The organism is Desulfovirgula thermocuniculi DSM 16036 (assembly GCF_000429345.1).
Lineage (GTDB): Bacteria > Bacillota > Desulfotomaculia > Desulfotomaculales > Desulfovirgulaceae > Desulfovirgula > Desulfovirgula thermocuniculi.
In genome coordinates this window covers 16,603-32,535 of the sequence record NZ_AUBR01000039.1, presented here as the reverse complement: position 1 = coordinate 32,535, position 15,933 = coordinate 16,603, and the positions used below count along the sequence as shown (strand labels likewise).

The following is a 15,933-nucleotide window of genomic DNA, read 5'->3' as shown; positions in this document are numbered from 1 at the left end:
GCGGCAATAACCCCCGGGAGGTGGGCGGCCATGCCGGCGGCGGCAATGATTACCGCCAGGCCCCGCTCGGCTGCCGTGCGGGCGTAGTGGGCCGTCTGCTCGGGGGTGCGGTGGGCCGAAGAAATCACCACCTCGCAGCCGATGCCCAGCTCTTCCAGCACCTCCGCCGCTTCCTTCATTACGGGCAGGTCCGAGTCGCTGCCCACCACGATGCCCACCATTGCTCCGGTCATTCCGTTACCTTACACCTTACTTTTTTAATGCTCGGCCAGGAAAATGTAGCGGGCCACCACCAAAACGGCCAGGATCCACATCAGCCAGTGCACTTCCCGTGCCCGCCCGCTGGCCGCTTTCAGCAGGACGTAAAAGACAATGCCGGCGGCAATGCCGTTGGCAATGCTCCCCGTAAAGGGCATGAGGATCATGGTCAGGAAGGCCGGGAACCCTTCGGTAAAGTCGGCAAAGTTAATTTCCCTGGCAGCCTGGGCCATGAGCATGCCCACAATGATCAGGGCCGGGGCGGTGGCGGCGCCGGGGATCAGGCCGGCTATAGGGGCCAGGACCAGCGAAAGTAGGAAGAGCACGCCCGTGGTGACGGCGGTGAGGCCGGTGCGGCCCCCCTCGGCAATGCCGGCGGTGCTCTCAATGTAGGCGGTGACGGTGCTGGTGCCCATAAGCGCGCCGAAGGCCACCCCGCAGGCGTCCACCAGCATGGCCCGCCCCAGCCGCCGGGACTGGCCGTTTTCTTCCAGGAGCCCCGCCTTGCCAGCGGTGCCCACCAGCGTGCCGAAGGTGTCAAAGAGCTCCACAAAGGTAAAGGTGAAGATTACCGCCCACAGGCCCATGTGCAGCGCGCCGGCGAGATCAAGGCTGCCGACCGCCAGGCGGTTGAAGTCCGGGAGGGCAAAGGGGCGGAAATCGGGCGGCACCTGGGTCACGCCCAGGGGAATGCCCAGGAGGGTGGTGATGATGATGCCCAGCAAGATGGCTCCCTTTACCCCTTTGGCCATGAGCAGGGCGGTGACGGCCAGGCCGGCCAGGGAAAGCAGCGTAACCGGGCTGGCCAGGGAGCCCAGGAAAATGTTCCACTCGAAGAAGCGCAGGGTGGCTATACCCCCGGGGCGGGAAAGGGCGTCGAGGGTGGGAGGAATGGCGGGCCCGGCTTTAATGACCATAAACTCGGACATTTTCAGCCCGAGCATGGTGATGAACAAACCGATACCCACGATAATGGACCGCTTGAGGGAATCGGGAACGGCCACCACCAGGAGCTGGCGCACCTGGGAAATGGTGAGGATGATGAAGATGACGCCGGAAATAAAAACGGCCCCCAGGGCCACCTGCCAGGGCATGCCCACGTGCTGGGCGGCCACGGTGGCAAAATAGGCGTTTAAGCCCATGCCCGGGGCAAGGGCAATGGGGTAGTTAACCAGCAGCCCCATGGCCAGGGTAACCAGGCCGGCGCTGACCGCCGTGGCAAAGAAGACGGCGTTTTTATCCATCCCCGTGGCCGAGAGGATGTTGGGGTTCAGGAATAGGATGTAGGCCATGGTCATGAAAGTGGTGACCCCGGCAATGATCTCCGTGCGCACGTCCGTGTTGTAGCGCCGGAGCTGAAAAAGCTTATCCAGTCCCATGATTTTCCCCCTTCACTCCCATTCTATAGTTGCCGGGGGCTTGGAGGTAATGTCGTAGACCACCCGGTTGACCCCCGGCACCTCGTTAACGATGCGGGTGGAGATGCGCTCCAGCACCTCGTAGGGCAGGCGCACCCAGTCCGCCGTCATGCCGTCGGTGCTGTGCACCGCCCGCACGGCCACCGTGTAGGCGTAGGTGCGCTCGTCGCCCATTACGCCCACGCTCCTGATGTCCGGCAGCACGGCAAAGAACTGCCAGATCTCCCTGTGCAGCCCGGCCCGCTGGATCTCCGCGGTGACGATGGCGTCGGCCGCCCGCAGGATCTCCAGCTTTTCCGGTGTCACCTCGCCCAGCACGCGCACGGCCAGCCCCGGGCCGGGAAAAGGCTGGCGCCAGACTATTTCTTCCGGCAGGCCCAGCTCCCTGCCCAGCTCCCGCACCTCGTCCTTGAAGAGCCAGCGCAGAGGCTCCACCAGCACGAAGCGCATGTCACCGGGTAGCCCTCCCACGTTGTGGTGGGTCTTGATGGTGGCCGCGGTGGCGGTGCCGCTCTCCACCACGTCGGGGTAGAGGGTGCCCTGGACGAGGAACTCCACCTGCCCCAGCCTGGCGGCCTCCTCCTCAAAGACCCTGATGAATTCCTCGCCAATGATGCGGCGCTTTTTTTCCGGGTCGGTGACGCCGGCAAGGCGCGCGAGGAAACGCCGGGAGGCGTCCACGTATACCAGCGGTATGTTGAGCCGCCGGCGAAAAGTCTCCACAACCTGCGTGGCTTCTCCCTGGCGCAGGAGGCCGTGGTCCACGAAAATGCAGGTCAGCTGGTCGCCGATGGCCCGGTGCACCAGCACGGCGGCCACGGAGGAATCCACGCCCCCGCTGAGGGCGCAGATGGCCTTCCCGTCGCCCACCAGGGCGCGGATCTCCTGCACGGACTCCTCGATGAAGGAGCCCATGGTCCAGAGGCCCCGGCAGCCGCAGATGTCGTAGAGGAAGCGGCGCAGGATCTCCTGCCCCCGGGGAGTGTGCGCCACCTCCGGGTGGAACTGCACGGCGTAGAGCCTGCGCCGGCGGTCGGCCATGGCCGCCACGGGGTTGGTGGCCGTGCGGGCCAGGACCACGAACCCGGGAGGCGGGACCTCCACGCGGTCGCCGTGGCTCATCCAGCACTGCTCCACGGGGCCGAGGCCGGCAAAGAGATCCCCCGCGTCCAGGATTTCCAGCTCCGCACGCCCGTACTCGCGAAACGCCGCCCGGGTTACCACGCCGCCTAGCTGCCTGGCCATCAGCTGCATGCCGTAGCAGATGCCCAGGATGGGGATGCCCAGCTCGTAAATGCCCGGGTCCACCGCGGGGGCGCCCTCCTGGTAAACGCTGGCCGGACCGCCGGAAAAGACTATGCCCCGCGGGCGGCGCTCCCGGATTTCTTCTAGGGGCGTGCTGTAGGGGAGCATCTCGCAAAATACTTTCAGCTCCCGGATGCGCCGGGCAATGAGGTGGCTGTACTGGCCTCCGAAATCGAGGACGATAATTGTTTCCTGCCTTTCCTTGGGGAACACGGCTAGCAGCCTCCGCTGTAGACTTCCCGCTTTAGCACCAGAATGTCCCGCAGGTTGCGGTAGCGCCCGTTGTAGTCCAGGCCGTAGCCTACCACGAACTCGTCGGGGATGACAAAGCCGTTGTAGTCGACTTTAACCTGCACCTTTCGCCGGCTGGGCTTGTCCAGGAGCGTGCAGATTTTCAGGCTGGCCGGGTTGCGCGTGAGAAGGTTTTCCCGCAGGTAGTTTAAGGTCAGCCCGGTGTCCACGATGTCCTCCACCAGCAGCACGTCCAGGCCCTCAATGTTTTCCTCCAGGTCCTTTAAAATGCGCACCACCCCGGAGGACTCTGTGGAGGCCCCGTAGCTGGACACGGCCATGAAATCCAGCTGCACGGGGATGGTTAGGCAGCGCACCAGGTCGGCCATGAAGATGGCCGCCCCCTTCAGGATGCCCACCACCAGGATTTCCTTGCCGGCGTAATCCCGGGAGATTTCCTCGCCGAGTTCCTTGACGCGCCGGGAGATTTCCTCCGCCGTAATGAGGACTCTTTCCGCATCCGGATGCACCCGCACCACTCCCAAAAAACAAAAAATGCGGCAGCCCGCGCTGCACCTTTAGGAACATTATAGTGAAAAGATAAGGAGGGCGTCAATGAGGCCCTTTAGAGAAGGAAGGCCGCACCGAACCTGGTGAGGAACCAGGCGGTGCCGAAAATAAGGGCCAGGACGCCGGCGACGAGCGTGGCCAGGCGCAGGCCTTCCCTCACCGCTCCCGCCAGGTTTACGGCGTCGTCTAAGGCAAAGATCACGCCGGGCAACGCCAGGAGGGCAAAGGCGGGGAGCTTGGCCTGCGGCAGCACGCAGAAGGCAAAGGCGATGAAAGAGAGGTAGGTGGCCAGCACTAAAAAGGCGTTGCGAAAGATGGTATACAAGGCTCCTCTCCCCCGCAAAAAGGATTTTTATTTTTTTGTCGGGCACACGAAAAATGTGTATTCGTTACAAAGGTCACTTTTTCCTTCCGGGACGGGCCAAAAAATAAAAAAAAGCCGCCGCTTTTTTGCCGGGCGGCGCGGGACGACTTATACCGGGGGCTTCACCTCCAGCGGGCGGTCGTAGTCCCAGAGCTTCAGGCCCACGAAGAGGCCCCTTCTCCCCCCGGGCGCCCTGCCTTCCAGGGTGAGCTGCCGGATGCGGTTGTCCCGGGGGCTGATCCAGACCTTGCAGTAGTAGTCGCTGTATTTCATTTCCAGGTAGGGGTTTTCCAGCTGGGGGTAGCATTCCAGGACCACCACCTGTTCCCCGTCAACCTTTTCTTTCCCCCGGTAGCTCACACCCAGGACTTCCTTGAACTTTAAAAAGCCCAGGGGGTTGAACTCGGCCACAAAGAGGTCCGACTGCCACATGCGGTTACCTTCCAGCGTCAACCATTTACTCGTCCACGGGTCCCGCATGTAGGTGGTGCCGCCCACCTGGATGAACTCCACCGGGCTGTTGTACATGGTTCCCCGGATGTGCACGGCATCGGGGCCCGCCCGCTCCCCCTCCACCTGGCTGATCAGGCCCCCCTCTCCCAGACGGGCTTCCACGCGGAAGCAGAAGCTCCTGCTGGAGGCCGTTTTTAAAAGGGCTTCGGCCAGGAACTGCTCCGGTGCCGGCGGGGGCTTCCGGAAGCCAGCCCGGCTGTAGACGCCCCAGGAACCCAGCAGCAGGAGGGCGAGTCCCAGGAGGATCAGGAGGTACCTCTTGCGCAGCGGCAGCAGGATGACCGGGCGCGGCCAGGACATGCTTTCTCCCCCCAGCCTTGGTTGCCTAAAATAACCATATGAGGCTGCAGGGGCCAATATGACGGCTGCAGGAGGGCTTTTCGCCCCCCGGCAAAATGAATTATAATCTCCGGGTAGGAGGAGAGATGGGCGTGGAAATAAGGGAAATGCAGCGGGAAGTTGATCGCTGGATAAGCCAGTTCGAGGAAGGCTACTGGCACCCCCTGGCCATGCTGGCGCGCCTGGCGGAGGAGGTGGGCGAGCTGGCCCGGGAGGTCAACCACTTATACGGCCAGAAGCCCAAGAAGCCGGGCGAGCCCCCGGGGGACCTGGCGCTGGAGCTGGCCGACGTTTTATTTATTATTGCCTGCTTTGCCAATTCCCTGGGCATCGACCTGGAGGAGGCTTTCGGCCGCATGATGGAAAAATACCGGCAGCGCGACGGCCGGCGCTGGACGAGAAAAAAGGAGCGTGAAGATCTTGGCCACAATCATGCCCTTTAGGGGCCTGCGCTACGCCCCCGCGGCGGGGCCGCTTGCCGACCTGGTGACGCCCCCTTACGACGTCATTGATGCCGCCGCCCAGGAGATGTACTACCGGCGCCACCCCCACAACATCATCCGCCTGGAGTACGGCAAGGTTTACCCGGAGGACACGGCGGAAAACAACCGCTACACCCGGGCGGCGGCGTGCTATGCGGCCTGGCGCCGGGAGGGAGTGCTGGTGCAGGATGAGCGCCCCGCGCTTTATCGCTACGAGCAGGAGTTTACCTTTGGCGGGCGGCGGCTGGTGCGCGGCGGGTTTATTTGCGCATTAAAGCTTGCGCCCTACGAGGAGGGCGTGGTGCTGCCCCACGAGGAGACGCTGCCCAAGCACAAGGCCGACCGCCTCCTGTTGATGCGCGCCTGCCGGGCCAACTTCAGCCCCATTTTCGGGCTTTACGCCGACCCGGAAAGGCGGGTGGAGGCCTGCTGGAGGAAAGCCGGGGACCTGCCGCCCGACGTGGAATTTACCGGAGAGGACGGCCAGGCCCACCGCCTGTGGGTGGTCGCCGACCCGTACGTCATCCGTGCGGTGCAGGAGATCCTGGCCCCTGCCGCCGTTTACATTGCCGACGGGCACCACCGCTACGAAACGGCCCTGGCCTACCGGGAGGAAAGGCGGCAGGAGGAGGGTAACCCTGAGGGTGAGCGGCCTTACGACTACGTGATGATGGCTCTGGTGAACCTCTACGACCCGGGGCTGGTCTGCTTGCCCACCCACCGCCTGGTAAAAAACCGGGCGTCCCTGGAGGCGGGGGGCCTGCTGGAAAGGCTGCAGGAGCACTTTGCCGTAGAGCCCTTCCCCCTTGCCCCGGGCCACGGCAACTTCCCGCAGTTTTTAAGGGAGCTGGCCGCGCGGGGCGGCTTGACCGGCGGCGGGGGCGCCGGCAGCCGGGAAACCCGCCGCCACGCCTTCGGGCTGTACCTCGGCGGCGGCCGGCTGTACCTTTTGACCCTGCGGGACGAAGGATCCCTCCCCCGCCTCATGCCCCCCGGACGCTCCCCGGCCTGGCAAAACTTGGACGTCTCCGTGCTCCACTGCCTGATCCTGGAGCGCCTCCTGGGCATCGGGGCCGCCGAGCGCGAGGGCGAAACCCACCTCGCCTACACCCGGGAAGAGGAAGGGGCCCTGGCCGCCGTGGACCGGGGCGAATACCGGATGGCCTTTTTCTTAAACCCCACCCGGGTGGAAGAGGTCGTGGCCGTGGCCCGGGGCGGGGAGAAAATGCCCCAGAAATCCACTTACTTTTTCCCCAAGGTCATCACCGGCTTGGTCATCAACCCGCTGGATTAAGTTACGGCGGCATGCGGCCCCCGCGGTGAACCGCGGGGGCTTTTTTAACGGCGCCGGCCGAGGGAAACCGTGCGCCTCAGGGTTTCGCGGGCCAGCGCGAGGATAAGGTCCAACTCGCCCACCCCCAGGAGGCGGCAGCACAGGAGGTAGGCCGCGCCCCCCGCCGCCCCCAGCGCCGTGAGAAACAGCCCCTGCCCGAGGAAGCCGCCCGGCACGCTGCCGGCGGCAGCGGCCCCGGGCCACCACAGCAGCGCCCCGGTGAGGGAGGCCGCCAGCAGCATGCGCCAGGCGGCGGCCAGCACCAGGCTACCGGCGGCGCAACCCGCACGGCGGCGCAAGGCGGAAAAGAGAAGCACGCAGGCCAGGGCGGCGGAAAGAGATGAGGCCAGGGCGAGACCGGCCAGGCCCATGGGGCGCACCAGGAGCAGGTTTAAGGCTACATTGGCGGCCACCGCCGCCAGTCCCGTCCACATGGGGGTGAAGGTGTCCTGCAGGGAGTAAAAGGCGCGGTTTAAAAGCTCGCGCCACATGAGGAAGAGTAGGCCGGGGGCATACCACAGCAACGCCGCCGCCGTCATGGCCGCGTCCCGGTCGTCAAAGGCGCCGCGCTGGAAGACAAACCGCACCACCTCTTCCCTGAGGACGGCAGTGGCCACGGTGACGGGTATAAGTACCAGGGCGAGGGCATTTAGCCCCCGCACCAGGCCGAAGCGGAAGCCTTCCATGTCTTCCACCGTGGCCCGCTGGGCAAAAATGGGGTAGAGGACGGTAATCACGGGCAGGGCCAGCAGCCCCTGGGGGAGGCTTAAGATGCGCTGGGCGTAGTTTAAGGCGGAAATGCTCCCCTCCTCCAGGGTGGAGGCGAGCATGCGGTCCACGATGAGGTTGAGCTGGTTGGCCCCGAGGCCGATGAGCACCGGCCCGGACAACACGAGCATTTTTTTCAGGGCGGGGTGGCCGGGGGAAAGGCGGAAGCCCTGCAGTACCCCGTGCTTCATGAGGGCCGGTACCTGGATGAGGAACTGGCTGGCCGTGGCCAGCACCGTGGCCCAGGCCACCCCGGCAATGCTCCCCGCCGCCGCGGCCCAGGAAATGCCCCCGATCATGAGCAGGTTGTACGGCACGCCCATGAGGGCCGGGGAGGTGAAGTGGTGGTGGGCGTTTAAAATGCCCTGCGCCCAGCCCACCATGCCCATGATCACCACCATGGGCATGAGGATGCGCACCAGGCGTGCGGCCAGCTCTGCCTGGTCGGGGGCAAAGCCGGGGGCCAGGAGGCGCACAAGCCACGGGGAGGCCGCCAGCCCCAGGAGGGCAATGACGGACAGCAGCCCGCAAATAGCGCAAAAGCTGCCCCATACCAGCGCGGCCAGCTCATGCCTTTTCTCCGGGCGATGGAGGTGCTCGCTGAACAAGGGTATGCCTACGGTGGTAATGACGTTGCCCACCAGGCCGAAGAGGATGGCGGGGATGACCATGGCCACCAGGTAGGCGTCGGTGGCGGCGCTGGCGCCAAAGGAAGACGCCAGGGTGGCCTCGCGGGCAAAGCCGAGGAGCTTGCTGAGGACCCCTGCGGCCATTACTACTGCCGTGGCCTGGGCGGCACGTGCGGCGGTATCCAGGACAATCACCTGCCCCGGAAAATCATAGCACGGTCACCTGCCCCTTGCAAGGCGTGCGGTAGTTCGCCGTAAGCCGTAATGATAGCTGTTTTGCGGGAAGGATTTTGGGGCGGTGCCGGAGAAATCCTGCCGTTAAATGCAGGGGGGATGACCGTGCCAAATACCCTTAAGTGCCTGGCCCTCTCCGCCAGCCCGCGCAGGGACGGCAACACGGCCCTTCTTGCCCGCCTGGCGCTGGGGGCCTGCGCGGAAGCCGGCTGCGACGTGGAGTTCCTCTACCTGGTGGACTTTCGCTACGAGCCCTGCCGGGCCTGCGAGGGGTGCTATGCGACCGGGCGCTGCGTGGTGCCCGACGATGCGGGAGTGCTCTACGAGAAGATCCTGGCCGCCGACCGCCTCATCTTTGCCGCCCCCGTCTTCTCCATGGGCATCTGTGCCCAGGCCAAGGTATTTATTGACCGCGCCCAGCAGTTCTGGGCGGCCAAGTATCTTTTAGGCCGCCGGGTGATTGAGGAAGGCCGCCCGGAGCGCCGGGGAATTTTTATCTCCTGTGCCGGCACCACCCTCCCCGGGGTTTTTGAGGGCACCGTGCGGGTGGCCAGGTATTTTTTCAAAATGCTGGAGATAAAGCTGCAGGCTTCCCTCTGTTATGCCGGCGTGGAAAAGAGGGGAGAAATCTTCAATAACAGGGCCGCCCTGGAAGAAACCGTTGCCCAGGGCCGCCTTTTGGCTTTATAATGATTTAAATTTCCGGGAAGGGAGTGAAGAGGCGTGAAACCGGTGGAGATCAAGCCGGGAATTTACTGGGTGGGAGCCGTGGACTGGGACCTGCGCTACTTCCACGGCTACCTCACCCCCAGGGGAACCACCTACAATGCCTACCTCATCGTGGATGAGAAGATCGTCCTTGTGGACACGGTCAAACACTACCTTTTTGACGAAATGCTGGACAGGATTAAAGGCGTCGTCGAGCCCTCGCGCATCGACTACCTGGTGGTCAACCACGTGGAGATGGACCACTCCGGCAGCGTGCCCCGCATCATGGAGCTGGCCCCGCGGGCCAAAATCGTCACCAACCCCCAGGGCAAGAAGGCCCTGGGCCGCCATTATAAAAAGGACTGGGACTGCCTGGTGGTCAATTCCGGAGACGAGGTAAAGATCGGCGCGCGCACATTGAAATTTTTCACCACCCCCATGGTCCACTGGCCCGACTCCATGGTCACCTACATACCGGAGGAAAGGCTGCTGCTCCCCAACGACGCCTTCGGCCAGCACCTGGCCTGCGACGCGCGCTTTGACGACCAGGTGGGCTGGGAGGTGGTCCACGAAGAAGCGGCCAAATACTACGCCAACATCGTGCTGCCCTACGGCGAGCAGGTAAATAAGGTCCTGGATGCGCTGGCCGCCCTGGAAATAGACATGATCGGCCCCAGCCACGGCGTCATCTGGCGCACCTACCTCGCCCAGATCGTACAGGCCTACCGCCGCTGGGCCAATCACGAAACGGAGCGGCGGGCCCTCATCGTCTACGATACCATGTGGGGCTCCACCAAAAAGATTGCCCTCGCCCTGCAGGACGGGCTGGAGGATGCGGGCGTGCCCGTGACGGTAAAATTCCTGCAGACCAACCACATTTCCGAGATTGTGCCCCATGTGCTCGTGTCCCGCGCCGTGCTGGTGGGCTCCCCCACCTTAAACAACGGCATGCTGCCCACGGTGAGCGCCTTCCTGACCTACTTGCGGGGCCTGCGGCCCCAGAAGAGGATCGGCCTGGCCTTCGGCTCCTACGGCTGGGGCGGCCAGGGGGCCCGGGAAGTGAAGGCGGCCATGGAGGCCATGGGCTGGGAAGTGCCCTTCGACGTTATTAACATCCAGTACATACCCGACGAGGCCGAGCTGGCCGCCGTGCGCGAAACCGCCCGCAAGCTGGGCGAGATGTTATAGGGGGGAGGTGATCCAGTGAACCCTAAAGCCCTGTACACCATTACCTACGGCCTTTATGTGGTATGTTCCAAAAAGGAGGGGCGCTTTAACGGCCAGGTGGCCAACACCGTCTTCCAGATCACCAGCGAGCCGCCCACCGTGGCCGTGAGCATCAACAAGAACAACCTCACCCACGAGTTCATCAAGGAGAGCCGCCTCTTTACGGTTTCCGTCCTGGAGCAGGAAGCCCCCCTCTCCCTCATCGGCCAGTTCGGCTTTAAGAGCGGGCGGGAGGCGGACAAGTTTGCCGGCGTGCAATACGGCTTGAGCCAAAACGGCGTGCCCTACCTCACCGCGCACGCGCTGTCCTTCCTGGAGGCGGAAGTGGTGCAGGAGGTGGGTGCCGGCACGCATACCATCTTCATCGGCCGCCTCACCGACGCCGGGATCTTAAAGGAAGGCGCCCCCATGACCTACGCCTACTATCACCAGGTGAAGAAGGGCGTCGTGCCCAAGACCGCCCCCACCTACGTCGCCAAGCAGGAGGAAAAGCCGGCGCCGCAGGAGGCAAAATACGCCTGCGAGGTCTGCGGTTACGTTTACGACACGGCGGCGGGCGATCCCGCGCACGGCGTGGCGCCGGGAACGCCCTTTGAGCAGCTTCCTGCCGACTGGGTGTGCCCCGTCTGCGGGGCCGGCAAGGAGCAGTTTCGCAAGGAGAATTAGCCGGGGCTGTATATGCTCATAAACACGCGCCGCCGCTTCTGTCATCAGGCATAAACGCCATTTTACAGCCGGGAGGAGGCCTGTTCGTTCCCTTTCCCTCAGCGCAAGGGTTCCAGAAGGCCGCCCTCCTTGTTTTTTACTTGCACGGATATTGCTTTTGCGCGAATTGTGTATAATTTTCAGAATCGCAAAGGGGAGGAACCATGAGGTGAGCGATTACTTTTCCTGGACCGCCGAAGTCTTTAACATGGAGAAGGTCTTTGAAAAGCCGGAGGCTTTAAAGGGCGTCCGCGTTCTGGACATGACCAACGTTATCCTGGGCCCGGTGGTGGGCGACTACCTGGGAGAGTACGGGGCCGAGGTCTTCCGGGTGGAGCTGCCGGGCAGGGGCGACCCCACCATGAGGGTGGTGGCGCCGTTCGGGATATTCTGGAAAAACGCCTGCCCGGGCTTTTTCCCGCAGAACCGCAACAAATACTTCATCACCATTGACGTGCGTAAGCCAGAAGGGGTGGAGTTGTTCAAGCGCCTGGCGGCCCGCTGCGACGTGGTGGTGGAGAACTTCGTGGCCGGTACCATGGACGAGTGGGGCATCGGCTACCGCCAGCTGCGGGAAGTAAAGCCGGACATCATCATGATTTCCTTAAACGGCTTCGGCCAGTGGGGGCCCTTCTCCGTGGGGCGGCCCTCCTGGGACCTGGCGGCCCAGGCGGCCAGCGGCAACGCCTTCATTACCGGCTTTCCCGGGCGCCCCCCCTGCAAGGCGGGTCTGTACCTGGGCGACTACACCGGCGGGTTGTTCGGCGCCATTGCCGTGCTGGCGGCGCTGCACTACCGCCGGCGCACCGGCAAGGGGCAGTACATCGACTACTCCCAGGCGGAGGGCCTCATCCGCACCATGGACTGGACCTGGATCTACCAAACCCTCACCGGCAAGGAGCGCGGTCGCTACGGCAACCGGGACGTGTGTTTTTGCCCCTCGGACATCTTCCGCTGCAAGGACGGCTTTGTGGCCATTGCCGCCGCAGACGACGAGGAGTTCCGGGGGCTCTGCCTGGCCATGGGGCGGCCCGACCTCATTGAGGACGAGCGTTTCAAGACCGCGGACGACCGCATTAAGGAAGAAAACGCCACGGCCCTCCTGGCCATCATCAGGGACTGGGCGGCCACTAAGACCAGGGCGGAAATCGACGCCCTGGGCGAGCTGTACCGCTTCGGCAGCGCGCCGGTGATGAGCTTCAAGGACCAGAACGACGACCCTCACTTAAAAGCGCGCGGCATGGTGTGGGAAATTGACGACCCCGTCTACGGGCGCGTGGTGGAAGTGGGCCCGGTGGTGAAAATGTCCGAAACACCCGGGCGCCTGCGCTGGTCGGCCAAGCCGGTAGGCTTCGACAACGAGTACGTCTTTATCAAAATGCTGGGCCTGCGCCCGAGCGAGTTAAGGGAGCTGGAAAAGAAAGGCGTCATCGGCAAGTGGGACAACCTGCTGGGTTCCATGCCGCCGGACGGCTGGAACGGTGAAGGCACCATCTTTTGAGGAGGAGGGTTTTTAGCCGTGGCCGACGACTACATCCGGTGGGCAAAGGAAGCCACCGATCCCCGGGAGGCCGGAAAGAAACCCGAGGCTTTAGACGACCTGGTGGTCTTAGACCTCAGCTACCGCCACATCGGGGGCCTGGTCTGCTCTTCTCTTTTGGCCGAGTTCGGCGCGGAGGTCATCCGCATTGAGCCTCCCGGCGGGGACCCCGCCCGCAACTTCTCCCCTTACGGGATCAAGCATAAAGATACCGGCCTGGGCTACCTGGTGGAGGCCCGCAACAAGCTGCATATCACCCTGAACCTGCACGTGGCCGAGGGCCGGGAGATCTTTAAGAAGCTGGCCCGCAAAGCGGACGTCATCATCGAGACCTTCCCCGCCGGGGTTATGGACGAGTGGGGCATCGGCTACCGCCAGCTGCGGGAGGACAACCCCGGCCTCATTTACTGCGCCATCTACACCTACGGGCAGTTCGGGCCTAAGGCTTCCTGCAGAAAGCCCGACTACGACGTCATCAACCAGGCCCTGGGCGGCATTGCCTGGAGCACCGGGGAGATGGAGACGGAGGGCAACCCCCAGCCCTGGGAGGTGCCCACCAAGATCGGCTCCTGGTACGGCTGGTACGTGGGCGGCATGTGGGGCGCCTTCGGCATCCTGGCCGCGCTGTACTACCGGAACCAGACCGGGCGCGGGCAGCTGGTGGATGTATCCGGCGCCGAGGGCATCATGCGTTTCATGGACTGCTACCTCACGCTGTACAACATGTACGGTATCAACAAGGAGCGCATCGGCAATTTGGATTCCCAGATAAACCCCTACACCATCGTGCCCGTAAAGGACGGCTACGCCATGGTGGCCGGGTTCACCGATCCCAACTTTTACGCCCTCACCGAGTGCCTGCAGAAGCAGGAGTGGCGCAACGACCCGCGCTTTGACACCTTCATCAAGAGGGCCAAGCTCCAGGCCGGCAAGGCCTTCTGGCCGCTTTTAGCCGAGGAGACCAAGAAGTATACCTCGGACGAGCTCCTGGCCATCTTCCAGGACTACATTATGAACAAGCGCGGCCCGGGCACGCCGGTAACGGCCAAGGTGGCCACACCCACCGACGTGCTCAACCAGGAGAACTGGTGGGAGCGCGGCGTCTTCGAGGAGGTGGAGGACCTGGAGTACGGCAAGGTCACCCTGCAGGCTCCCGTGTGGAAGATGACCGAGACCCCGGGCCGCATCAAGTGGGTCTGCCGGCGGGTGGGCCAGGACAACGAGTTCGTCTACAGGAAATACCTGGGCTACGGCCCGCGGAAAGTAAAGGAACTTAAGGAAAAGGGCATCATTTGAAATTTCAGGAAATATAAAGGGAGGGGATTTTAAGGTGGCCCGCGTACCCAACATGACCGACTACGAGCAGACCTACCGGACCTTTAAGTGGCACGTGCCGGAGTACTTCAACTTTGCCCGCGACGTATTTGACGCCTGGGCGGAGGACCCCAAAAAGGTGGCCCTCTGGTGGGTGGACGACGAGGGCAGGGAGCGCAAGGTGACCTACCGCGAGCTAAAGGAGCGCTCTTCCCGCCTGGCCAACGTTTTAAAGGCCCAGGGCGTGAAAAAAGGCGACATCGTCATGCTCATCATGCCCCGCCTGGTGGAGTGGTGGGAGGCCAACCTGGCCTGCATCCGCCTGGGGGCCGTGGTGGCGCCCGGCACCACCATGCTCACGGCCAAGGACCTCAAGTACCGCTTTGACATGGCCGAGGCGCCCTGCATCATCTGCGACAACACCATTGCCGAAAAGGTAGACGAAATCAGGGGCGACTGCCCCAGCCTGAAGACGGCCATTGTGGTGGGCGAGCCGCGCAACGGCTGGCTGCACTATGAGACCGCCGTTTCCAATGCCTCCTCCCAGTTCACGGTGGAGCAGACGAAGAGCGCGGACCCGTGCATTCTCTACTTTACCTCCGGCACCACCGGGATGCCCAAGATGACCCTGCACACCCACGCCTCCTACCCCATCGGGCACATGATCACCGGCAAATACTGGCACGATTTAAAACCCAACGACCTCATCTGGACCATCACCGACACCGGCTGGGCCAAGGCGGCCTGGGGCACCCTCTTTAACGCCTGGAACCAGGGGGCCACGGTCTTCGTACACCACACGGCCAAGTTCGACCCCAAGCGCACCCTGGAGCTTTTGACCCGCTACCCCGTCACCGTGCTCTGCGCTCCGCCCACGGCCTACCGCATGTTCATCCTGGAAGACCTCAGCCAGTACAAATTTGCCGCCCTGGAGCACTGCGTCTCGGCAGGAGAGCCGCTCAACCCCGAGGTTATCGACGTCTGGGAGCGGGCCTTTAACCTGAAGATCCGCGAGGGCTACGGCCAAACGGAAACCGTCTGCCTGGTGGCCACCTTCCCGCCGCTGGCGGTGAAGCCCGGCTCCATGGGCAAGCCTTCGCCCGGCTTTTACGTCAGCGTCATCGACGACGACGGCAATGAGCTGCCGCCGGGCAAGGAAGGAGACATTGCCGTACGGGTGAAGCCCGAGCGGCCGGTGGGCCTCTTCCAGGAATACTGGAAGGACCCCGAGCGCACCGCCTCCTGCTACCGCGGCGACTGGTACATCACCGGCGACCGGGCCATCAAGGACGAGGACGGCTACCTCTGGTTTGTGGGCCGCGCCGACGACGTCATCCTGGCCGCCGGCTACCGCATCGGGCCTTTTGAGGTGGAAAGCGCGCTCCTGGAGCACCCGGCGGTGGCCGAGTCGGCGGTGGTTTCCAGCCCGGACGAGATCCGCGGCGAGGTGGTGAAGGCCTTCATCGTGCTGGCTCCCGGCTACCAGCCCTCCGAAGAGCTGGTCAAAGAACTGCAGGAGCACGTCAAGAAGGTCACTGCTCCCTACAAGTACCCGCGCAAGATCGAGTTCGTGGACTCCCTGCCCAAGACCATCAGCGGCAAGATCCGCCGCGTGGAGCTGCGGGAGCGGGAGTGGGCCCACGTCAAGCGCGGGCCGGGCGCGGGAAGGTAAACCAGCGCGAATGTGCGGCGTAAAAAGGCCGGGTGGTGCCTTGTCGGTACCTCCGGCCTTTTTATTTTGCAGGCAACCCTGCACCGGGAGGGAGTCCCTAGAAACCACCAACGCTGCTGGTGGTATCCCGGTTTTTTGCAGGCGGCAGCTGGCGCCGCGTCCCGCCTCCCATTAGGCCCCCATATGTACACCCCCGCACCACCCAACCGTCAGGTCCGTTATTCTTGCGGCGGCAGGCGGCAGCGGTTTTTCCCGGTACATTCCCCACTACTTAAAGCGATAAAAGGTACCCGTGACCTGGTTCAAAAAACCCGACTGATTTG

Annotated in this window: 15 protein-coding genes; 8 read left to right on the top strand and 7 right to left on the bottom strand. The window is 63.6% G+C overall.

Features of this window, described 5'->3' with window-relative positions; translation table 11 throughout:
* The 6 genes from G454_RS0109925 to G454_RS0109900 form a co-directional block, all read right to left on the bottom strand.
* A partial coding sequence (locus G454_RS0109925) for an AIR carboxylase family protein (protein ID WP_027718503.1) occupies positions 1-233 on the bottom strand: 233 nt, incomplete at its 3' end.
* Between the two features lie 24 nt (positions 234-257).
* Positions 258-1,637 (bottom strand): NCS2 family permease, encoded by a 1,380-nt coding sequence (locus tag G454_RS0109920; RefSeq protein ID WP_035107580.1) that lies wholly within the window; start codon positions 1,635-1,637, stop codon positions 258-260.
* 12 nt (positions 1,638-1,649) lie between these two features.
* The gene (gene guaA / locus G454_RS0109915) at positions 1,650-3,194 is read right to left on the bottom strand and encodes a glutamine-hydrolyzing GMP synthase (RefSeq protein WP_027718501.1); all 1,545 of its coding nucleotides are present in this window, start codon (positions 3,192-3,194) and stop codon (positions 1,650-1,652) included.
* Positions 3,195-3,196: 2 nt separating this feature from the next.
* Positions 3,197-3,751 carry a hypoxanthine phosphoribosyltransferase gene (hpt, locus tag G454_RS0109910; protein WP_425387445.1) on the bottom strand — a complete coding sequence of 185 codons (555 nt, stop codon included), beginning with the start codon at positions 3,749-3,751 and terminating at the stop codon, positions 3,197-3,199.
* 86 nt (positions 3,752-3,837) lie between these two features.
* Positions 3,838-4,107 (bottom strand): hypothetical protein, encoded by a 270-nt coding sequence (locus G454_RS0109905; protein WP_027718499.1) that lies wholly within the window; start codon positions 4,105-4,107, stop codon positions 3,838-3,840.
* A gap of 147 nt (positions 4,108-4,254) precedes the next feature.
* Positions 4,255-4,959: a hypothetical protein gene (locus G454_RS0109900; protein WP_051276192.1), complete on the bottom strand. Its 705-nt coding sequence runs from the start codon at positions 4,957-4,959 to the stop codon at positions 4,255-4,257.
* A 95-nt stretch (positions 4,960-5,054) separates the two neighbouring features.
* Between G454_RS0109900 and G454_RS0109895 the strand changes: the two genes are divergently transcribed.
* On the top strand, positions 5,055-5,441 hold the full coding sequence (locus G454_RS0109895) for a nucleotide pyrophosphohydrolase (protein WP_211230036.1): 387 nt from the start codon (positions 5,055-5,057) through the stop codon (positions 5,439-5,441).
* Complete coding sequence (locus G454_RS0109890; protein ID WP_027718496.1) at positions 5,419-6,774, top strand: DUF1015 domain-containing protein; 1,356 nt, start codon at positions 5,419-5,421, stop codon at positions 6,772-6,774. The genes G454_RS0109895 and G454_RS0109890 overlap by 23 nt, the downstream gene beginning before the upstream one ends.
* Positions 6,775-6,818: 44 nt before the next feature.
* Here the strand turns inward: G454_RS0109890 and murJ are convergent, their stop codons facing one another.
* A complete protein-coding gene (gene murJ, locus G454_RS18635) occupies positions 6,819-8,405 on the bottom strand; it encodes a murein biosynthesis integral membrane protein MurJ (protein WP_035107578.1) in 1,587 nt (528 codons plus the stop codon).
* Between the two features lie 144 nt (positions 8,406-8,549).
* On the opposite strand from murJ, the gene G454_RS0109880 reads away from it, so the two are divergent.
* From G454_RS0109880 to G454_RS0109855, 6 genes are all read left to right on the top strand, one after another.
* Complete coding sequence (locus G454_RS0109880; RefSeq protein WP_211230035.1) at positions 8,550-9,134, top strand: flavodoxin family protein; 585 nt, start codon at positions 8,550-8,552, stop codon at positions 9,132-9,134.
* A gap of 33 nt (positions 9,135-9,167) precedes the next feature.
* The gene (locus tag G454_RS0109875; RefSeq protein WP_027718494.1) at positions 9,168-10,340 is read left to right on the top strand and encodes an FprA family A-type flavoprotein; all 1,173 of its coding nucleotides are present in this window, start codon (positions 9,168-9,170) and stop codon (positions 10,338-10,340) included.
* 15 nt (positions 10,341-10,355) lie between these two features.
* Positions 10,356-11,045 carry a flavin reductase gene (locus tag G454_RS22715; RefSeq protein ID WP_027718493.1) on the top strand — a complete coding sequence of 230 codons (690 nt, stop codon included), beginning with the start codon at positions 10,356-10,358 and terminating at the stop codon, positions 11,043-11,045.
* 208 nt (positions 11,046-11,253) lie between these two features.
* Positions 11,254-12,585, top strand: a complete 1,332-nt coding sequence (locus G454_RS0109865; RefSeq protein ID WP_027718492.1) for a CaiB/BaiF CoA transferase family protein — start codon at positions 11,254-11,256, stop codon at positions 12,583-12,585.
* An 18-nt stretch (positions 12,586-12,603) separates the two neighbouring features.
* Entirely contained in the window at positions 12,604-13,920 is a 1,317-nt protein-coding gene (locus G454_RS0109860; protein WP_027718491.1) for a CaiB/BaiF CoA transferase family protein, read from the top strand.
* A 34-nt stretch (positions 13,921-13,954) separates the two neighbouring features.
* Positions 13,955-15,610 (top strand): AMP-binding protein, encoded by a 1,656-nt coding sequence (locus G454_RS0109855; protein ID WP_027718490.1) that lies wholly within the window; start codon positions 13,955-13,957, stop codon positions 15,608-15,610.
* Positions 15,611-15,933: the final 323 nt, after the last annotated feature.